This is a genomic window from Paenibacillus sp. LPE1-1-1.1, from assembly GCF_040676435.1.
Classification (GTDB): Bacteria; Bacillota; Bacilli; order Paenibacillales; family Paenibacillaceae; genus Pristimantibacillus.
Map to the genome: position 1 here is coordinate 352,237 of NZ_JBEGHY010000045.1, position 20,272 is coordinate 372,508.

At 48.2% G+C, this 20,272-nt stretch carries 17 protein-coding genes; 15 read left to right on the forward strand and 2 right to left on the reverse strand.

The window, feature by feature from the left end:
- Positions 1-176 precede the first annotated feature (176 nt).
- The 8 genes from MRBLPE1_RS30430 to MRBLPE1_RS30465 all read left to right on the forward strand — a co-directional run bounded on the left by MRBLPE1_RS30430 (position 177) and on the right by MRBLPE1_RS30465 (position 11,462).
- Complete coding sequence (locus MRBLPE1_RS30430) at positions 177-2,387, forward strand: helix-turn-helix domain-containing protein (RefSeq protein ID WP_364153435.1); 2,211 nt, start codon at positions 177-179, stop codon at positions 2,385-2,387.
- 196 nt (positions 2,388-2,583) lie between these two features.
- Entirely contained in the window at positions 2,584-3,558 is a 975-nt protein-coding gene (locus MRBLPE1_RS30435; protein WP_364153439.1) for an ABC transporter permease, read from the forward strand.
- 26 nt (positions 3,559-3,584) lie between these two features.
- On the forward strand, positions 3,585-4,448 hold the full coding sequence (locus tag MRBLPE1_RS30440; protein WP_364153442.1) for a carbohydrate ABC transporter permease: 864 nt from the start codon (positions 3,585-3,587) through the stop codon (positions 4,446-4,448).
- 86 nt (positions 4,449-4,534) lie between these two features.
- On the forward strand, positions 4,535-6,118 hold the full coding sequence (locus MRBLPE1_RS30445) for an extracellular solute-binding protein (RefSeq protein ID WP_364153445.1): 1,584 nt from the start codon (positions 4,535-4,537) through the stop codon (positions 6,116-6,118).
- A 107-nt stretch (positions 6,119-6,225) separates the two neighbouring features.
- Complete coding sequence (locus tag MRBLPE1_RS30450) at positions 6,226-7,665, forward strand: glycosyl hydrolase family 28 protein (protein WP_364153448.1); 1,440 nt, start codon at positions 6,226-6,228, stop codon at positions 7,663-7,665.
- Between the two features lie 100 nt (positions 7,666-7,765).
- Positions 7,766-9,130: a TolB family protein gene (locus MRBLPE1_RS30455; protein WP_364153451.1), complete on the forward strand. Its 1,365-nt coding sequence runs from the start codon at positions 7,766-7,768 to the stop codon at positions 9,128-9,130.
- Between the two features lie 111 nt (positions 9,131-9,241).
- Positions 9,242-10,561 (forward strand): phytoene desaturase family protein, encoded by a 1,320-nt coding sequence (locus MRBLPE1_RS30460; protein WP_364153454.1) that lies wholly within the window; start codon positions 9,242-9,244, stop codon positions 10,559-10,561.
- On the forward strand, positions 10,551-11,462 hold the full coding sequence (locus tag MRBLPE1_RS30465) for an RNA polymerase sigma-70 factor (RefSeq protein WP_364153456.1): 912 nt from the start codon (positions 10,551-10,553) through the stop codon (positions 11,460-11,462). The genes MRBLPE1_RS30460 and MRBLPE1_RS30465 overlap by 11 nt, the downstream gene beginning before the upstream one ends.
- Positions 11,463-11,574: 112 nt before the next feature.
- Here MRBLPE1_RS30465 and MRBLPE1_RS30470 read toward each other — a convergent pair whose 3' ends face one another.
- Positions 11,575-12,381, reverse strand: coding sequence for an alpha/beta fold hydrolase (locus MRBLPE1_RS30470; RefSeq protein ID WP_364153459.1), 807 nt, complete (start codon positions 12,379-12,381; stop codon positions 11,575-11,577).
- Positions 12,382-12,591: 210 nt separating this feature from the next.
- Between MRBLPE1_RS30470 and MRBLPE1_RS30475 the strand changes: the two genes are divergently transcribed.
- Positions 12,592-12,960 (forward strand): hypothetical protein, encoded by a 369-nt coding sequence (locus MRBLPE1_RS30475; protein WP_364153462.1) that lies wholly within the window; start codon positions 12,592-12,594, stop codon positions 12,958-12,960.
- Positions 12,961-13,194: 234 nt separating this feature from the next.
- Positions 13,195-14,157 carry an NAD(P)-dependent alcohol dehydrogenase gene (locus MRBLPE1_RS30480; RefSeq protein ID WP_364153464.1) on the forward strand — a complete coding sequence of 321 codons (963 nt, stop codon included), beginning with the start codon at positions 13,195-13,197 and terminating at the stop codon, positions 14,155-14,157.
- An 85-nt stretch (positions 14,158-14,242) separates the two neighbouring features.
- Here the strand turns inward: MRBLPE1_RS30480 and MRBLPE1_RS30485 are convergent, their stop codons facing one another.
- A complete protein-coding gene (locus tag MRBLPE1_RS30485) occupies positions 14,243-14,914 on the reverse strand; it encodes a formylglycine-generating enzyme family protein (protein WP_364153467.1) in 672 nt (223 codons plus the stop codon).
- Between the two features lie 275 nt (positions 14,915-15,189).
- On the opposite strand from MRBLPE1_RS30485, the gene MRBLPE1_RS30490 reads away from it, so the two are divergent.
- From MRBLPE1_RS30490 to MRBLPE1_RS30510, 5 genes are all read left to right on the forward strand, one after another.
- Entirely contained in the window at positions 15,190-16,035 is an 846-nt protein-coding gene (locus MRBLPE1_RS30490) for a metallophosphoesterase family protein (protein WP_364153469.1), read from the forward strand.
- A 16-nt stretch (positions 16,036-16,051) separates the two neighbouring features.
- Positions 16,052-16,681, forward strand: a complete 630-nt coding sequence (locus tag MRBLPE1_RS30495) for a glycerol-3-phosphate responsive antiterminator (protein WP_364153472.1) — start codon at positions 16,052-16,054, stop codon at positions 16,679-16,681.
- A 233-nt stretch (positions 16,682-16,914) separates the two neighbouring features.
- Positions 16,915-18,243 (forward strand): ABC transporter substrate-binding protein, encoded by a 1,329-nt coding sequence (locus MRBLPE1_RS30500; RefSeq protein ID WP_364153475.1) that lies wholly within the window; start codon positions 16,915-16,917, stop codon positions 18,241-18,243.
- Between the two features lie 93 nt (positions 18,244-18,336).
- On the forward strand, positions 18,337-19,248 hold the full coding sequence (locus MRBLPE1_RS30505; RefSeq protein ID WP_364153477.1) for an HAD family hydrolase: 912 nt from the start codon (positions 18,337-18,339) through the stop codon (positions 19,246-19,248).
- A complete protein-coding gene (locus tag MRBLPE1_RS30510; protein ID WP_364153479.1) occupies positions 19,202-20,272 on the forward strand; it encodes an ABC transporter ATP-binding protein in 1,071 nt (356 codons plus the stop codon). The genes MRBLPE1_RS30505 and MRBLPE1_RS30510 overlap by 47 nt, the downstream gene beginning before the upstream one ends.

Sequence of the window (20,272 nt, forward strand, 5' to 3'; positions counted from 1 at the left end):
CAGACTTGCTGTTTTTTTCTATTTTATTGCGTGTTTCTAAATACATAAAGTTATGAATTTATTCACATGAAGATTTTGTAATAGCGTAAGTCGGCGCGTTTTAGTATCTTTAGTAATAAATGCTTTCATTAAAGAAAGTTATATAGAGATCTTTAAGAATTAGAGGGGGTCATGTGATGAAAGTGGGGAGTCAAAGAAGAGGGGGCACTTTATTTACCCATCTGATTATTTCATTCACCTTACTGGCCGTTGTCTTGATCGGTCTTGTAGGAAGCTACCTATATGTCCAAGCTAATCGCTTAATGATTGATGAGATCGCTAGGGACAGCAAGCAACGCTTAGTGACATCGAGCGATTTTGTTAAAAATACGGTGCTGCAAAAATACGAGAACAGTATCCGGAACCGTACGGTATCCACCTTATCATTAGAGAGCCAATCCATGCTGAATTATTTGCTGGACAGCCATTGGGAAGGCAATACGAGCGGGATATTGGCTTTTCGCAAAGACCTTGAAATTTTCAAGGTTGCAAATGAAGGCGTTTACAAAATATCCGCGTTCTTCGAGAAAGGTAATTATATCGTAGATAACAGCCAATTTTACTCGAAGCAGGACAATTCACCGGATGCCGCGTTCTTGAAAGACTCGCTTCGATCCGCATTAAACCGTTGGACGTATAGAACGTTACCTGACGGAGAAGAAGTATTGACTTATGCAATTGCCCTTCCATACGGTACCATGTCGAACATGTCGGAAGGGGCTATGTATATTGACGTTAGCTTGGAATATATCAATCAATTGGTTTCCAGCACGATGAGCTCGCCGATGGAAAAGCTGTACGCCTTTAACGATGAGGGCAGCTCTATTATCCATACAGGCCTGAATGACGAAAAGGGTCTTTCGATTGCGAAGCAGTGGATGGAGTCAGATCGGGAAGATAAGGATCTTCATTATAATAAACGCGAGAAATACGTGTTGTCCTACATGGAAGAACAGGCAGCGGATACTCATTGGAAATATGTATTAATACGGCCGATGAACACCTTCGTATCCTCGTCGGAGCAGCTGAAGGGCCAAATATTCGGCAGCTGCCTTCTCGTATTGCTAATAGGCTTGCTTATTTCTTATGTGATTTCCAGACGCGTATATGTTCCAATGAAGGCACTTCTATCCAGCATTCGCGGCTTCTATCATCCGGGAACTGCCTATTCTTCGCAAAATGAGTATGCAATTATTGGAAGCGCAATAACGACGTTAGGGCAAAAAATAGAAACGTTAGAATCCAAAGCTAAAGTGAATGAATTAAAAAACCTCGTTTTAGGCGCAGGGATTGGTTCGGAGTATAACGATTATTTGCCGCTGCAATGCCATTACTTGATAAGCTATATTCGTATTTTGGAAGGTGATGGCGAAGTCTTCAAGGCTTATTTTGAACAGCATGCTATATATAGCTATTATAAATTCGTTCGATTAAATGCTCAGGAAGCGGCAGTTATTTACTTCTGTGAGCAGAACTCCGCTAAGGAAGAGCTGGAGCAAACATTGCTGACCCAACTGAACCGCATAAAAAATATCGCAGCCGAACCATTACGCTTTGGCGCTGCCATCGGTTCGCTCGTTCAAGCTCCTGAAGACATACCTTTCTCTTATCAAAGCGCCCTTCATGCGTATCGCTATCGGTTTTTCTATGGTTCAGAAGCCGTTGTATTGCATTCCCATATCCCATCAACGCCATTGAAGCCGCAGTTATTATCCTTTGAGATTTATAAAAATGCGATAAAGGCGGGGAATGAAGTTGCCATGAATCGCTTTTTAGATGATTTTCGAAAGGCTACGGAGAATGGCGATATCCAATTGGAAACGGTCGAGCTTGGGCTTCTCCAATTGGTTACGGTTTTGTATGAGTCCGTTATTGAGCTTGATCTACAACAAATCGTTCCGCCTTCAAGCTTGTTTGATGAGTTGAAGAAGGAGACGCTGGCAGACACGCTTGAATCCATACGGGCCCTGTCCGCTCGAATTACGGCTCATGTTCAAGAAATCGGCAATCATGCCCATACGGAAATCATTCTTAAATTAAAAATGTTTATCGATGACAATATCCATGAGGATTTATCGCTTCATAAACTTTCCGAAATCGCCTCATTGGCGCCATCTTATATTTCCACTTTGTTTGGATCCGTCATGAACGAATCATTTACTGAATATGTGACCCGAGTGCGGCTTGAGAAGGCTGCTGCTTTGTTAAGAGAAGATAAGAGGATTTCCGTTGCGGAAATATCGGGGCTCGTTGGCTACCGCAATCCGCAATATTTTCACAACAAATTCAAAACGCGTTACGGCGTCACGCCCGTCCAGTACCGGAACGTTGCGGAAACAAACGCTTAGCCTGCCCATGATCTGGAAAAAAGCAATCGCCCATGCGATTGCTTTTTCTTTTGCCTATAAAATCATAGCGGCTATGCGATGAATCTTTAGTGATTTTAATGAAATTGCAATAGAAAAAGCGCTTACAATGACCTAATGTAAGGGGTGTTCAGACCAAGTCTCAACGCAAAATCGTATTCGGAAGGAGAAAACAACTATGAACCCGGCAAGCGCTGCTGGCATTCACAAACAGGGAGAAAGCCTTGAACCTAAAGTCTCGGGGTGGACACTCACTTGGCGGCAATATAAGAAAAATAAATATTTATTTTTGTTGTTAGCTCCCGTGCTGGTCTGGTATGCCGTATTTGCATATGGCCCGATGTATGGCATTCAACTAGCTTTCAAAGATTATTTTATCCGTGATGGGATCTGGGGCAGCCCATGGGTAGGCTTCAAGCATTTCGAATATTTGTTTACGGCTTCGCCCGACTTTTGGAAAATCATGAGAAACACGATCATTATCAGCTTTTACCATATATTATTCGGGTTCCCGGCACCGATTATATTGGCTCTTTTATTTAATGAGCTCAGATTCTCACTATTTAAGAAAATTGCGCAGACGATATCGTATTTGCCCCATTTCCTATCCTGGATCGTAATCGGGGGCATTATGATCACTCTTTTATCCCCAAATTCGGGTGTCGTCAACTATATTATTCAATCGTTCGGCATGGATTCGATTTACTTTCTGGGCGGCGAAAAGTATTTCCGGTTTACTCTCGTTATGTCAGGAATATGGAAGGAAATAGGATGGGGGACGATTATTTATTTGGCTGCTTTGACGAGTATCGATTCCCAGATGTACGAAGCGGCAGTCCTGGATGGAGCGAATCGCTGGAAGCAAACATTATACATTACGCTTCCTTCTATTCTTCCGGTCATTGCAATCCTGCTCATCTTGCGGGTGGGCGGTGTGCTGGATGCCGGATTTGATCAAATCTTAACGCTCTATTCGCCTGCCGTATATGGAGTAGCGGACACGCTCGATACGTATGTGTACCGGATCGGTTTGCAAAACTTCCAGTTCAGTCTGACGACGGCCGTAGGATTATTCAAAAATGTTGTCGGCCTCATGCTGGTTTTGTTTGCAAACGTAATAACGAAAAAAATGGGGCAGGAAGGTCTCTATTAACCTATGCAAGAAAGGAGCGGCAAAAATTGAAAATATCCGCTGGAGAAAAATTATTTCAAGTCTTTCTCATTTTATTTGTAATCGCGCTTAGCGTTACGATGATTTATCCCTTTATGCACGTGCTCTCCATCTCGTTTAGCACACCTGCGGAAGCTTTGCGGCCAGGCGTTCATTTCTTTCCGAAAGAGGTTTCTTTCTTTGCTTGGAAGCGCGTCTTGACGACGGAAACGGTGTGGCAAACGATGGGGAATACCGTTTTCCGCACGGTTGTGGGAACGGGACTGACACTCGTTTTCCTGTCGCTGGGCGCCTATCCGTTATCTCGCAAATATTTGCCGCACCGCGGATTTTATACGATGTTCATTGTCGTAACGATGTTTTTTGGCGGCGGTCTTATTCCTACCTATCTGCTGATCAAAGGACTGGGACTCATTAATTCGTTATGGGTGTATGTTATCCCTGGGCTTCTCAGTACGTTTAATCTTCTGCTTCTCCGCAACTTCTTTATGGGCATACCCGAGGAATTGGAGGATTCAGCGAAGATCGATGGCGCCAATGATATGCGAATCCTATTCACGATCATTATCCCCCTCTCGAAACCGGTATTGGCGACGCTTGCGCTTTGGACTGCCGTCGGCCACTGGAATGCCTGGTTTGATTCCATGTTATACATGCAGGACCAATCAAAGATTGTGCTTCAGCTCTTCTTGAGACGGCTCGTCATTTCGGCTGAAGGAGACCCGATGCTGCCAGTTCCTACGAACGAACAGGCTCCTGAAATGGTTAAAGCTGCGATCATTATGTTCACGGCGCTGCCTATTTTAATGGTCTATCCCTTTCTTCAACGGTTCTTTGTCAAAGGAATTATGGTTGGGTCGCTTAAAGGCTAATTTTGACGGAACGGTTTAAACAGACCGCTATATCCGCGAGCTGTCTAAATATATAATAGGAATAGAAAAGGGAGGAAGTAAAAGAAATGAACCACACAAAAAAGAAATGGCTGGGATTTGCTGCGATAGCCCTATCGGTATCGCTTGTCATGAGCGGGTGCAGCAGCAATAATACGGGGAATATCAGTACCAACGAGCCGAAGTCGACGAACAATGGGGAATCGCCGGCAACAGAGGCGTCGATCGAAATTACTTGGGCAAATAACTTTAATACGCCCGAGAAGGACGGCAACTATGTACAAACCGAGCTTGAGAAGAAATTCAATGTCAAAATCAAAAACGTCAAATTGGAGCGCGGTACTTGGAAAGAGCAATTTTCGGTGCTGCTAGCCTCAGGCGATATTCCCGATATTTTCCCGATTGATGCAAATGAAACAGATATGGTGCAATGGGCAGATCAAGGCATCATTGCGGTTATTGACCAAGCTGAAATTGAGACCTATATGCCGAAATTTACGGCAGCATTAAATTCGGTTGATTCCGGCGCATGGGGTGTCGGCCAATACAACGGCAAAAACTGGGGCATTCCGAAAGTTTGGCCAGGCGGCCTTGACGGATTTATCCCGGGCTACAATGAAGCATGGCTGAAAAATATCGGCTACTCCGCGCCTCCTAAGACACTCGAAGAGGTGGAGGACGTACTTACGAAATTCGTTAATGACGATCCTGATAAGAATGGGAAGAAGGATACGTATGGCCTGATCGGCCGAGGCAAGCTTACGGAGCAATTATTTACCAGCATTTTCTCGGCGCATGGCGTTTCGCCATATCAGTTCAAGAAGGACGCAGCCGGTAACGTCGTTTATGGCGGTATAACGGAAGAGACGCGTACAGCATTGACATTACTCAGCAAATGGTACAAAGCGGGTCTTATCGATCCTGAATTCATTACTAGCGATAATAACGAGATTAATATTAAATTTGCCGACCAAAAAATAGGTATGGTTGATAACGGGAAGTGGGGCAATTTTTACAAAGATTCAGGATTTGTCGCAAAACCCGGCCTTGAGAAGGGACAAATATTCCAGCCTGGAACGCCGTTTACGGCACCAGACGGCGTTGCTTATTCTTTCGCGTATGGCGCAAGACAGGCGCCTGTATTGTTCGGCGTTCAATTAGAGAAAGAGGATAAGAAACGTCAAAAGATTATGGAAATCCTTGAGTATGTAGCAACGGATTCCGAAGGTTTTCTGCTGACGGGCTTCGGTCAATTAGGCGTAAGCTATGACATGGAAGGGGACCTCGCCATTGCCAAAACGGATGAAGCGGTTGCCGCTCCGAAAATGGGAGCAGGTAACTTCTATAATCCGTTAAGCTCCACGGACGTATCGATGCAGAAGCATACGACAAAACAAGAGCTGCTGGATCTGAAGGATAAGCTAACTGTAGGAGTCACGCCGTTGCTTGATGTACTGGGTCCGGCCGTATTGACAAGCAAACCAAAATATTGGGGCAATCTGAAAACATTGCAGGATACGTATGTTATTAAGGCGATTACAGGAGAAGCGAACACCGGGAAAGATTTTGACGGTTTCAAAGAAAGCTGGTTGAAATCCGGAGGACAGGAAATAACCGATGAAGTAAGCAAAGTGTTAGCGGAGCGTAAATAGCAGACTTATACGGGGATAGAGCAGTAATGATAGGCTGGAGCATGAATAGGCTTCAGCCTATTTATTGATGCCTGAAGCATAAGAACCCTTGCGTAATGGAGGTAGAGATGAGCGAATTAATTATTTATGGGCAACCGGATGGGGCTATTGGAATAGACGATTTTACAGTGAGTGCGCGAAAGCCCGGCGGGGCGTGGCGATCGCTGTTTGTTTTTGAAGCGAAGGTGGACATGCACCATGTTCGCAGAGCATCTATGGTTTATTTTGATATGGAAGGTACTATAGAGGTCACTGTTATTTCCAACAAGCAGCGGATTGAGCAGGCCGTTATTCGCCCTTTGTCGGCCCAAATCCCGTTTCAAATCGAAGGGGATGCCATCACTTTTACATTGGATCGGCCGTGCAAGCTTTCGATTGAAATCAATGAGGAACGCTTTAGCAATTTGCATCTGTTCGCTAATCCGATCGAGACAGCGCCGCCTATGCCGGACGATGCAAACGTACTGCGTGTTCATGCAGGAACACATAAATTTGCGGATATCGCCGAAAATGTACGGGGTATGTCCGAGTCTGCTGACGGAGAGCAAAAAACGATTTATTTCATGCCGGGGATTCATCATTTTGAAAATCCGATGCTGCATATCCCGTCGGGAACAACGGTGTATATTGCCGGAGGCGCTGTACTTTACGGTTCCATGATCTGTAAGCATGCAGAGAATATCGTTATACGCGGTAGAGGCGTGTTGTATATGTCCAATATGGAGAAAACCACTTATTTAAGAGGCGTACAGATCCAATTTTCTAAACAGATTGAAGTCGAAGGCATCATCACGCTTGATCCTCCGCATTACAGCATTTATATAGGGCAGTCCGAACATATTCGCATCCATAACTTCAAATCGTTCAGTACTCGCGGGTGGTGCGACGGAATTGATATGATGGCCAGCTCGAACGTGGATATTCGGGATGTTTTTCTGAGGACCTCCGATGATTGCATAGCGGTCTATGGCAGCCGCGGTGAATATTATGGTGACTCACGCAACATAACCGTCAGCAATTCCGTATTTTGGGCGGATGTCGCCCATGCCATGCATGTGGGCATTCATGGCGATCACCAAAATAATGGGGATACCGTAGCCAACATCCGTTTCGAAAATATCGATGTGTTGGAGCATCATGAACCACAGGAAAATTATTGGGGGGTCATGGCCATATGCGCCGGGGATAACAACACTGTTCGCGATGTGACATTTAATCAGATCAGGGTGGAAGATTTTGAACTCGGACAGCTGTTCGATGTCCGCGTAGTCTGGAATCAAACCTATAATCCGGTACCAGGCAGACAAATTGAGAACATTGTGTTTAGCAATATCACATATAACGGCAAAAACACCAATCCTTCGCGTATCTTCGGTTATGATGAGGAGAGGCGGGTATCAGACATTCTTTTTTGCAATGTTCAAATTAACGGCGAAGTTATTACAAGCCTGCAAAACAAACATTTTTTAGTGAATGAATTTGTTAGCGGTATTTATTTGCAGGTATAGTTTAATAGAAAAGGTGAAGATGGTGCCGGGTGATTGTCGCCTAACCGCCCTCCGATGAATACATCTGAAGCATAAGATGTAACAGGAGAGGGTGTTAACTATGCAAGCTGTTCCTCATGATCTCGTTCAAGGATGGATCGCTTACACGTCGGACCGCGGAGGAAATTTCGACATTTGGCTGTACCGGCCGCAGGACGGTCTTACGATGCAGCTTACACAGGGGCTTGGTGCAGAATTTTCCGTTCCTTATTGGTCTCCGGACAGCAGGAGGATTGCCTTTATCGGCATCGGCAACGTGGTCCACGTGCTGGATACCGTTACGCTTTCCGTCGCCCGAATCGACCAAATCGAAACCTCCACGCTGCTGGACTGGTCCCCGGACAGCCGTTTTCTTGCGTATGTCAAAAACGGGAGCATTGTCATTTATAATACTTTCTCACATAGCAGCTACGCGATCCGGGAGCCGGGAGCCAGCGATGTCCAGTGGTTCCCTTCGGGGATGGAACTGCTCTTTGCGGCGCCGGATGCCACGGGCAACACCCAGCTCTTCCGCATTCGGAACGATGGCACCGACCGGAGACAAATGACTCAAAATACCGACGGACCGCTCCATGACGTTCGGCTTTCCCCAGACGGAACCTTCGCGCTATATACGTTTCCCGGTGCGAGCATCTCTATCATTGCAACGGTGGATCTAGCCACCGGCAATATTTACACGCTGGAAGGCGGACCACTTGCCAAAAACTATTTTCCTGCATGGTCTCCGGACTCCCGAAGCATTGCCTACAGCGCAACCGCCTATCAGGAGCCGAATTATTATTCACTCATCCAAACCGACAGCCGTACCGGTCAGAGCCAAAGGACGTTAGCGGTATCCGACTGTTTCGCCACTACTGTCGGCTGGTCGCCTGACGGTGGCAGGATCGCGTATTTATCGGGATGCGCGGGTGTAGAAAGCGCAAGTGAGCTGTGGATCGTCGGAGTCAAGGAGAAGGCTCCGGCAATCGTCCTCAGAGGCGGCCGGATTACCGCCTTGCAGTGGTCTCCTGGCGTCAGAAGAATTCCGGAAAACATCTACACGAGTTTCGTATACCGGGTATCTTTTCCGTATCCCGCAAGCTGGCGACGGGTCAGCGAGGAGAGGTATGAAGGGCCAAGCGGATTTTTTCAGGTATCCGCGATCTCAGCGGGGGACAGGATTTCCGAGGTATGCCGTTCCGAAGCTTTTCATCCATTGATGCCATATGGCTCATCTCCTCGCATTGTTATGACAACGATTCAAAACCAAGAGGCATGCTTCATTTTTCCGTCGGCTGACCAACCGGCGGAGATGAACACACAGGCCGCCCTTATTGTGAGATATCCCCGCCCAGTCCAGATCGGGGAAACGTTCTACAATTATTTTATCCTGTGGGCCGACGTCAACCATATCCGCCAAATTGGAAGGAGGCTGTCGTTCCTTTAACCAATATGGGCACCCGCAGCCTGCGGCGATTGTTGCCTTCAATGACGGCATTGTCACAAATGAGTTCCGTTAATCGTCATGAATGCATTAGACCGGAAAGGATTGATATTCATGACACAGAATCGTACGGAATCGAAATGGGACATTGTTATTATTGGAGGCGGCATTGCCGGATTAACCGCTTCGATTTATTTGGCGCAGGCAGGCCGGAAAGTAATGCTGCTTGACAAAGGCACGAAGCTCGGCGGACGCGCCGCTTCGAACGAGATTGCCGCAGCGCGCGTAAACTTAGGTGCGCATGCCCTTTATAAGAGCGCGCTCCCTATTTTGCGGGAGGTTGGCGTTACACCCACTGGAGGGATGCCGAAGCCGACAAGCACCTTCGTGTTCAAAGGCGCAAATGGCGGGAACGAAGCGCTCCCGTTCTCGCAGCTGCTGCTCGGATCGTTCCTTAAGTGGCATGAGAAAACCCAACTGCTTCGATTTTACAGCCGGCTCCGCAAGACAGACACCGCTGCTTTGCACAAGGTTAGCCTGCAAGCTTATTTGGAATCCCAAATCTCCAGTCCGCGCGTGCGCAATGTCGTGCTTGCGCTCGTTCGCGTGTCCACGTACTGCGATGCTCCGGAGCTGCTAAGCGCCGGCGCCGTATTCGAGCAGCTCAAGCAAAGCCAAGTGATGTACGTGGACGGAGGCTGGCAAACGCTTGTGAACAAGCTGACGGAACAAGCGCAGCAGGCAGGGGTTTCGATCCGTACGGGCTCACCCGCGCGGGAAATTACCGGCAGCTATCCCCGAATGACGGTCACTTTAAAGGATGGAACGCAGCTGATGGCCAGTTACGTGTTATCCACTGCCGGACCAGCCGATACGCTGGCTCTCCTTAATCCGGCGCTTACCCCTGCGGAAGCCGCAGCCTATGAGCAGCTGATTCCCGTTCGCGCGGCATGCATGGATCTCGTCGTTGCCGGGCTGCCTCAACCAAAAACGAAATTTGCATTAGGCGCCGATTATCCATGGTATTACTCCAACCATTCCGCCGTTTCCGCGTTTTCCGATAATCCGGCACACGCGGTTATACATGTCATGAAATATTTGCCGGCTTCGAAGGATTCGGAGCCCTTGCAGGATGAACGCGAGCTGGAAGGCTTTCTCGATTTAATACAACCGGGTTGGCGCAAGCATGTCGTTCAGCAGCGCTTCCTGCCGCGAATGCTAGTTTCGCATGCTGTCGTAACCGCCGCGAACGGCGGTCTCTCGGGCAGACCCGGTCCTGCGGTCGAAGGACGGCCCGGGCTCTATGTCGCCGGCGATTGGGTCGGATCTTCGGGCATGCTGCTAAATGCATCATTGTCTAGCGCGAAAGAGGCTGCTCGGAGTATAATAGCCGGTAAAGAACAAGATAAAGAAGGAATGCATCGTGGAGCTTGATTCCGTGTACCGAAAGTACAGACCGCTTCTTCTCTCTATAGCCTACCGGATGTTAGGGTCTGTCACGCATGCCGAGGATTTGGTGCAAGATGCTTTCGTAACGGTGCAGCAGCAGAATAGCAATAAGGAAGGCGGGCCCGTCCGCAACCTGAAAGCATACTTATGCAAAATCGTTACGAACCGCTGTCTTGATTACTTGAAATCCTCGCGCAACAAAAGAGAGGTTTACGTCGGCCCCTGGCTTCCGGAGCCTCTCGTACAAAACTACGCGTCCGTGCCTGGCGCGGCCTCTGCCGAGGGACAGGATCCCCTCCAGATGGTCGTGCTGGAGGATACGATATCGTATGCTTTCCTATTCTTGCTCGAGAGGCTTACTCCCATAGAGCGCGCGGTATTCATTCTTCGCGAGGCCTTCGAATACGATTATCGCGATATTGCGGATTTCGTTAACAAGACGGAGCTTGGATGCCGCAAGATCTACAGCCGTTTGAAACGGAAGATCCAAGACGAGCCGCCCGCCGAGCAGATCTCCAGCACGCAGTCCGAACAACTCGTGCTGCGATTCCTCCATGCGACGGCGACGGGAGATATGGAAGGGCTCTTCGCGATGCTCGCCGAGGACATCGTGCTGTACAGCGACGGTGGCGGTAAAGCCATGGCGGCGATTAATCCTATTACATCAAGCAAACGCGTCCTCGCATTCATTCAAGGACTTACGTCCAAGGGCGACGGACAAGGAAGCGTAAGGCTCGTGATAGTCAACGGCCAGCTTGGCTTTGTTCTAAGCAGTCCCTCCGAGCCTTATCCCACCGTCGTCAGCCTGGAGTTCAAAGACGACCGCGTTCAGCGGATTTATCTCGTGCGCAATCCGGATAAGCTGCGGCATTTGAATCTGGGATAGAAAAATAACCTCCCTAAGTTAGTATTCCACTCGCAAAAAGCCATAATAAACGAAAAACAGCCCGTCATGGGCTGTTTTTTTATGCTGCCAAAACGGATAGGGGGAGGGATGTCTAACCTTTAAAAAACGCCGCAAGCTCGGCTGCAATGATTTTAGCATCGAGTTTTTTCGTATGGCCGAGTCCCTTTTTACTAAGCAGCTGAGCATAGGGGAGCACGCGGGCAAGTGCTTGGGCACCATGGCGCAGCGCAGACGGGCTTTCCGTACCTTCGAGCACTAGCGTCGGCATCGTGACTTTGCTCCACAAGTTGGCAGGGAGCGGTTTTCCGTCCATATATCCATTCAATAAAGCCGCATCATAGGGAAGCGTGTGGGCCACGGCCATGAGTCTGGCCCACACCCCCGGCATGATGCGCATCAAGCTTACGACGAATGAAGGCGCACCCATACCCTTGGTCATAAAATATTGGATGGCCTCAGCGCGGCGGTTAGCGGAAATCAGCTCATTAATATGGGCTGTAAAATTTTTCGGCGGCTTGCGGTCCGCATCATCGACCACGAATGGAGGTTCATGCAGGGCCAGTTTCTGGATGTTTACCCCTGACGCTGCAGCCTGCAGGGCAAGAACCGCGCCGGATGACAGCCCCCAAACATTTGCCGTGCCGCCGGCTTCATCGATCAAGGCCTGAAGATCTTCAATCTCTCGCGCGATATCATAGGGCTGCGTGTCTCCGCTGTCGCCGCGGCCGCGGCGATCGTAGTTGTAGACCGTGAAATGCTCGGACAGCAGCTGAGCGAGCTGCACCTGCCCCGGAAATTTCCGATAGCTGAATGCACCTGTTACCAGTAGGAGTGCCGGTCCTTGACCAGATTTGTCATAAGCGATTTTGGTTCCGTCTTTTGAAATGAATGCGTACATGGTAGGTCTCCTTTGCCGAGGTTTTGGGCTTATATGAAGACGACGATCCGCAGACGGAAAAATCGACACCTCCGGAAAATTTTTTCTGAAAATGGTTCGACGGATCCAATAAGTTTATTTTCACTAATAAAGGACATGCTGATAAGGAGGGAACGCATGTTCTTTTCCATGTGGTCTAAACCCTTAATGAATCGGAAATGAGATGATGATATGTTTGAGATTATTGAGGATATTGAAACGAAAATTATCGGGCTGCAATCACAAATAACAAACCGGAAATCTTTTGAGAGGTTTAATTTCAGTTACGAATCAGATAACCAATATAAAATCTTTGTATTGACCTTGGAGCTGGAGAAGTGGGAAGCATTACTGAACCTGCTGGTGCAATACCAGAAAAAGAGATGTATCCCGATCACAAGAAAAAGCAAAGATTTCGAGAAAACAATCCAGCTTCAATTGAAAGACGTCCCTGGAACCATTAGAAGAGAAACATGTTCATCTATGATTGAATACATGAAGCAATTGGAATGGGAAATCGAGAATAGGAACGGCATTTTATTGGAAGGTTCGGGGAATTAGGGCTATCCATGGATATAATTCTTCTTCGATTTTTATGAGCGCTTCTATTGACGGCGGAGAGCAGCGATTATTATAATTGATGTTAGTCAATACCGATTTTATCCAATAAACGGTACATCCCCCTCCACAGATCCTCCTGGTCATTGCTGCCCGCGAGGGTCCAGCTAAGCGTAATTTATGGTCGCACAAATGAACGGCGCCGTTAAATGGGCTGGATCAATCGGAGGTATGGTAATGAAAGCAATCTTATGCCCGGAATACGGTTCACCTGATGTGCTTCAGTTCAAAGAAGCTGAAAAACCTGCTCTTAAGGACAATGAAGTTCGGATAAGAGTTTTTGCGGCAATCGTAACGCAAGCGGACTGCTCCTTCCGTAAGGCCGACCCATTTATTATAAGAATAGTGTTTGGCCTTATGAGACCTAAATATCCTATATTGGGGGTTGAGCTGGCCGGGGAAATTGAAGCAGTCGGCAAAGATATTAAATTATTCAAAGAAGGAGACCAAGTTTTTGGCATGAGCAATGCTAACTTTGGGGCTTATGCCGAATACAAATGTCTGTCTGAAAGCGCCCCGTTGGCCATAAAATCAGCTGCCATGACTTATGAAGAAGCCGCCGCTATCTGTGATGGGGCGACAACCGCGTTGACGTTCCTTCGGGATACCGCGAATATTCAGCGCGGACAAAAAGTACTTATTAATGGCGCTTCCGGTGCAGTAGGCGCGTATGCTGTGCAGCTTGCCAAGTACTATGGGGCAGAAGTTACCGGAGTATGCAGTGCCGTAAATTCAGAATGGGTGAAGACTCTGGGAGCAAGCAAAGCAATAGACTATACCAAAGAGGATTTCACCCAAAACGGTGAGCGCTATGACGTGATTTTCGATACGGTAGGCAAACGTTCATTTTCACAGTGTAAAGATTCGTTAACGCAAAAAGGAGTTTATCTTACAACGGTCCCGTCGCTGGCCGTTATGGCTCAAATGGCTTGGACCGCTAAGTTCGGGAGTAAAAAAGCGGTTTTTGTGACGGCGGGATTAAAGCAGAATAAAGAGAATTTAAATTTCCTTAGGGAGCTTTTTGAGGCGGGGAAAATAAAAGCGGTTATCGATAGATGTTATCCGTTGGAGCATACTTCCGAGGCTCACAGGTATGTTGAAAAAGGACATAAAAAAGGAAACGTAGTCATCACGGTATGAAGGAGAGGCTGGAATAGGCCCCTCCACGATGTTCTTTCTGGCACCCGTGCGCATCGTATTCGATTTGTGTTGGCAGGCCATTACTTTACAATCGAATAGACCGGGCAAGACGGAAGCCGAGGTCATCGATGCAAAATGACGGATGGCTGCGACGACGGCAGGTTGCCCCGCAGCCTCTGGCCTCTTCAGCCCAGCTGCCGCCGCGAAAAATCCGATAGGTGCCATAGACCTCTTCATCATATAGATCCCAACACCATTCCCATACATTTCCCAGCATGTCATATAATCCCCATGCATTCGGCTCCTTACTGCCTACTTCATGAATCCTGCCTTCTGAATTTTCATTGTACCAGGCAATCTTGTCTATTTCCCCATATCTATAGCCGGCTGTTCCTGCTTTACATGCGTACTGCCATTCGGCTTCCGTAGGAAGGCGATAGCCGTCGGAGTCCCAGTCGCAGATGATCCTTTCACCATCGATACTTTCGGAATAACAAGGCTCCAGCCCAGCCTTCCGTGAAAGCACATTACAAAAAGAAATGGCATCCTGCCAAGAAATATTAACAACCGGCGTTTGATCTCCGTCAACAGAAATAAACGGGTTTTGGATGTTGGCAAAATACAAATCGTTAGTCACGGGATGCGGGGCAAGTAGGAAGGGGCTTATTTCGGCCTTCCATTTGCTTTTTTTCCTATCGTCTCGTAATTCAATTTCTCCGCCGGGAATTTTGACCATTGGATAAAGTAGGGTAAACATAGGGAGGCTCCCGCCTTTCATTTGTGTCCATTGTCCGCGTAGTCTGCGGCGCGTTTCTTGAACACCAATATACCGTCATTATTTTGTTAAGTCCATTAAAAAAATGGAATTATTAGGTTTTTTTATGTTTTTCCGAAGGGAGATAGGATGGGTCCATTCACCTCTCCGATCAAGCCTTTACAAAATCTACTTTCCTATTTAACAGATAAACTATACTTCACCTATACCATTAGAGAGGAAGCATCGAATTTGTATAAACCGGGAGGAGAAACGCGATGAAATTAGTACTAATGGGAGATTTGCATTATCACGAAATCGATCATTCGATTCTGGGATTGCCGGAGGCGCGCACAGCATTCTATCATACCTTGCTTGAACGTTTTCTGGATATCAACGCAGATTTGCATATATCGCTCGGAGATCTTACCAATTTGGGATCGTCCTTGGAGCTCCAAGAGGTATACGAGTTATTAAGGCTTAAGGATAGAACGTTTATTCACGTGCTTGGCAACCATGATCTCTATACGCAGACGAGAAGGGAAGTACTGGAGATTACGGGCCAGCATCGTTATCACGCCATGGATACCGAGAAAGCGATGCTGATCTTTCTGGATACGGCGAAGGAGCTGGATTTCGAAGACTGGGGCGGCTGGATCGATGATGAACAGCTGCAATGGCTTGAGAGGATGGTCGAAGCTTCGGGCTCGAAGCCGCTGCTTGTATTTGGCCATCATCCTGTGTATAACACAACGGCAAGATCAGAGAAAGACAAGGGCTCGATTCATCCAAGCATCGATATGTGGCGCATTTTGAACCGGAAAAATGGGGTTGGCATCTATTTCAACGGCCACACGCATGTAGATTCAATCATCACGCAGAATAACTGGACATTCGTACAGCTATCCGCCTGTCTGGATCAGCACGGATTCCGAATTCTAGAGTTTACGGATAATGAGATTCGGATCTCGGCCATCGATATCGCGGACGAAGACGTTCAGAAGCATGCTTCTATGCTGCATCAGCATATGAAGCACTTCAAACCTAATCCTGACGCCCGGGGAAAGGATTCGGATCGGGAAATTATGGTTTCCTTGATGATGAGGGAGCAACCGCAAATATAGAAGCGAGGTTATAGGGATGAAGAACGCAGGCCATCATGACGCTTTCTTGAAACGGCTCGCCACGCATAAAAAGATCGCTTCGATTAAAGATCCGAGGCATATCGAAACTGCGCTGGCGTATCGCAGCCAATTAAGCGGCATTTTTCTACTGACAGGGCACATCGGCATCGTGAAAAGCTACGTTGACTTGTTCAAGGACCATCAACTGCCCATTTTCCTGCATCTCGAGAAGATAGGCGGACTCAGCACGGACAACTACGGTCTCGAATACTTGGCGAAGGTCATTAAACCGACAGGCATTATTTCGACGAAAACCAATGTAATCAAAACAGCGAAAAGATTGGGCCTGCTAACCATTCAACGCTTCTTCCTCGTCGACACGGAGGGGCTTGATAATATTGCCAAGAGCTTGTGCCAAACCGAGCCGGACATCATTGAGGTCATGCCTGCCCGGATTCCCGACATGATCGGCAAGGTGAAGGCTTTTACCTCCATTCCTATTATTACCGGGGGCTTATTGTATGAGCAAAGCCATGCGGAGGAATGCCTAAAGCACGGTGCAACCGCGATCTCTTCTTCGAAGCCCGAGCTTTGGAGCGGCGCGGAGCCGTTACCAAGCAAGAAGAAAGTTAGACAAATCATATAGTCTATCGGCAATAGAATGAATTCATATAATCTTTGCAATCAGATAACATAGTTTTAATAAACATCGGTTATGATTCATTATGAAAAGTAAATAGCAATCGGTTGGAGCATTGGAGAAACCTTATCCGCTGCGGACGCTTATGTCCTCGGCAGGATTAAGGTTTCTTTTTTTGATGCTTTCGGCCACAGAGACAGGCATCAGCCAATTAAAAATGGAAAAGGTGGAGTTGGACAATGGTTAAAAGGTTAACGGCACTAACGCTTGCTATTTTCATGGCAGTAGTACTCGCGGCATGCGGGTCAAACGGTACGGCAGCGAACAGCGGCAACGCTAGCAGCGGAGTTAACGCGGAGAGCGCGGATGCCGCAGCGTCCGAAAAGATCACCATTAAGTATTGGTACGCATTCGGCGACAAAATTGAAGAGGCAAAGCTGCATATGGTCAAAGAGTTCAATGAATCCCAGGATAAAATCGAAGTGATAGCCGAGCATCAAGGCGACTACGAAGATCTTCATGCCAAAGTGCAGGCGGCATTCGCAGCAGGTGATGCCCCTGCCGTTACCGACCTCGAAATCGCGTCTACCGGCGTATTCGCTCGCTCCGGCATGCTGGAAGAGCTGACGTCTTACGCGGAGAGAGATAAGGATCAGCTTCAGCTTGAAGACTTTAATCCCGGTCTAATGGGCAACGCCTACGTAGACGACAAGCTGTACGGGCTTCCGTTTATGCGCAGCACCCCGATTTTGTACAAAAACGTCACGATGCTGAAAGACGCCGGTCTTGATCCGGCCGGTCCTAAAACATGGGATGAGCTTGAACAGTATTCCCGAGTGTTGAAGGAGAAGGGAAAAGTAGGCATGACGGTAGCGGCCGATATTTGGTTCTATGAAGGCCTGGTTGCCCAAAGCGGCGGACAAATGCTTAGCGAAGACGGCAAATCGGCTGCGTTCAACTCGCCAGAAGGCGTGGCGCCGGTAGAGTTCTGGAAGAAGCTCACCAGTGAAGGGCTTATCAAAATGCCTGTAGGCGATGAAGCGGGAGCGACAGCGGATAAAGATTGGGCAAATCAAGTGTCTGCCTTTAAGTTCGGCTCCACTGCCGGCGTAACAGGCAGCCTCGAAATCGCAAAGGGCAACGGCTTTGAATTGGAAACGGCGTTTATGCCTGCTAACGTCAGCTACGGCGTTCCGACCGGCGGCTGTCAGCTCGTGATGACGTCAAAGAGCAGCGATGAAGAGAAGGAAGCGGCTTGGGAATTTATCAAATGGATGACTTCCAAAGAAAATACGATCTACCAGCATAAGCATGTCGGTTACCTGCCGACCCGTCTATCCGCTGTGGAGAGCGATGAGCTGAAGAAGCATTTTGAAGAGTATCCGCAGTTCAAGGTAGCCGTGGACCAATTGGAATATGCAAGGCCGCGTCCGATGGAGAACGCTTATCCGGAAATCGCAAAAATGATCAAGGAATCGATTCAAAAGGCCATTATCGATCCAAATACGACTCCGCAGGACGCGCTTAACCAAGCTGCGGAGAAAGCCAACAAGCTGCTTAGCAAATAAGGAAAGCTTCGCGATGACAACTGTTCCGCCGGGAGAGGGCATCAGGCTTGAAAGCCCTCTTCCTCCCATTATATAAGCTGAGAGGTACATCCTATGATCAACGAAAAATGGTTGTCTGACATAAAAATCATTATTTTTGATATGGACGGCACGCTCTATCAGGAAGACAAGTTTCTGGAACGGTATATTCGCCATTTGCTGGCAGGAACGGAGTACGAGGGGGAGACAGAGGCTGCCATTAGCGCGGGCAGGGACATTTTGACGGGGAAGCATCCCTTCCAATTCGGACATTTCTATCATAAGCAGGACGATTTGACGCTGGTGCGGAACGAGGATGGTTTCATTCAAGGCTATACATGGGAGGGCACCGCGATTGAAGAGCGCGCACTCGCGTACGGACCGCTGTCCTCGCAAGCCCATCATCTGATTCAAATTGGCGATCCGTGGGGAATCGCGGCAGTCGTCAGCCATAAATACAAGCTTCCCGAAGAGAAGCTGCAATCGGCTTTCAAGCGTGTTCGCAGGGAGATGCTCCTCGAACCTTATCAGTTCGAACTGCACAGCGGTTTATTTGAAGCCATAGAGGAGCTTACGGCTAGCCATCAAATCATTCTCATGACGAATACGTTTTTGGAATCCGGAATCGATTTCCTGAATTACATGAAAATCCGTCATTTGTTCGAGGAAGTGTATTGCGGCGCCGAGAAGCCGCTAGGGATGGATAACTATATCTCCACGCTGCTTGCACAGGGGTATCAGGCACGTGAGATTTTGTCGATTGGGGATAACCCGTGGAATGATTTGCATCCGGTCAAGCGTAAGGGCGGCAGAACCTGCTTTATATCCCCTTACCCGAGCAGTGATCCGGAAATCTGGGATTTGCGGTTGACATCTCTCGATGAGCTGGCGCAGCTCATGCAAGCGATTCGGAAATCCATTACAAGGAGGCCAATATCGGATGGCGAAGATCGAACTGAAGCATATCAGCAAGAAATTCAAAGATGAAACCGTCATTGAAGATCTGAATTTAACGATTAAGGACGGCTCGTTTACCGTGCTCGTAGGACCGTCCGGCTGCGGTAAGTCGACGACGCTTCGCATGGTAGCCGGGCTGGAGAAGCAGTCATCCGGAGAAATATGGATCGACGGCAAATGCGTGAACGATACCCCGCCTGGACTGCGTGACGTCGCGATGGTTTTTCAAAATTATGCCCTGTACCCAACGATGACCGTACGCGGCAATATCGAATTCGGCCTAAAGAATAGAGGGATTCCGAGAAGCGAGCGCGAGAAGCTGATACAGGATATTTCGGAGATTGTCGGGTTAACGCCGCATCTGAACAAGAAGCCGCAGCACCTGTCCGGCGGACAGCGTCAACGGGTTGCCCTCGCCCGGGCGATGGTGAAGAAACCCAAGGTGTTCATTCTCGATGAGCCGCTTTCCAATCTGGACGCCAAGCTGCGCAACCAGATGAGGACGGAACTCATTCAGCTGCATAAGCGGCTTGGAACCACCTTTGTCTACGTAACGCATGATCAAGTAGAAGCCATGTCGATGGGTGATGAGATTGTGGTGATGAACAAAGGGGTCATTCAGCAGGCCGACTCGCCGATGAAGCTCTATCACGATCCGTCCAATCGATTTACCGCGGAGTTCATCGGAACTCCAGCCATGAACATGATAAATAGATCGGATGTCCATGGACTGGATATTCAGACGAACGCCAGCATCGGCTGTGTCGGGTTCCGTCCCGAGCAGGCGCTCCTCGGCGGAAACGCGGCGGACGAAGGGTTTGTCATAGAAGGCAAGATATTAACCCGCGAGAGCCTGGGCGCGGAGCATATTTATCAGATTCAAGCGCAGGCTGGCATCTTTTTTGTCAAAACGTTCTTAACCCCGGTTGAGACTGCCGAGCATGTGAAGGTTACGGTTCCGCATGAACATCTCTATTATTTTGGGCGGAGCGGAGAACGGCTCCGAGGCATTCAGGCCGGCACGAAAAGTCTGATTGCTGCTGGAGGGATCTGA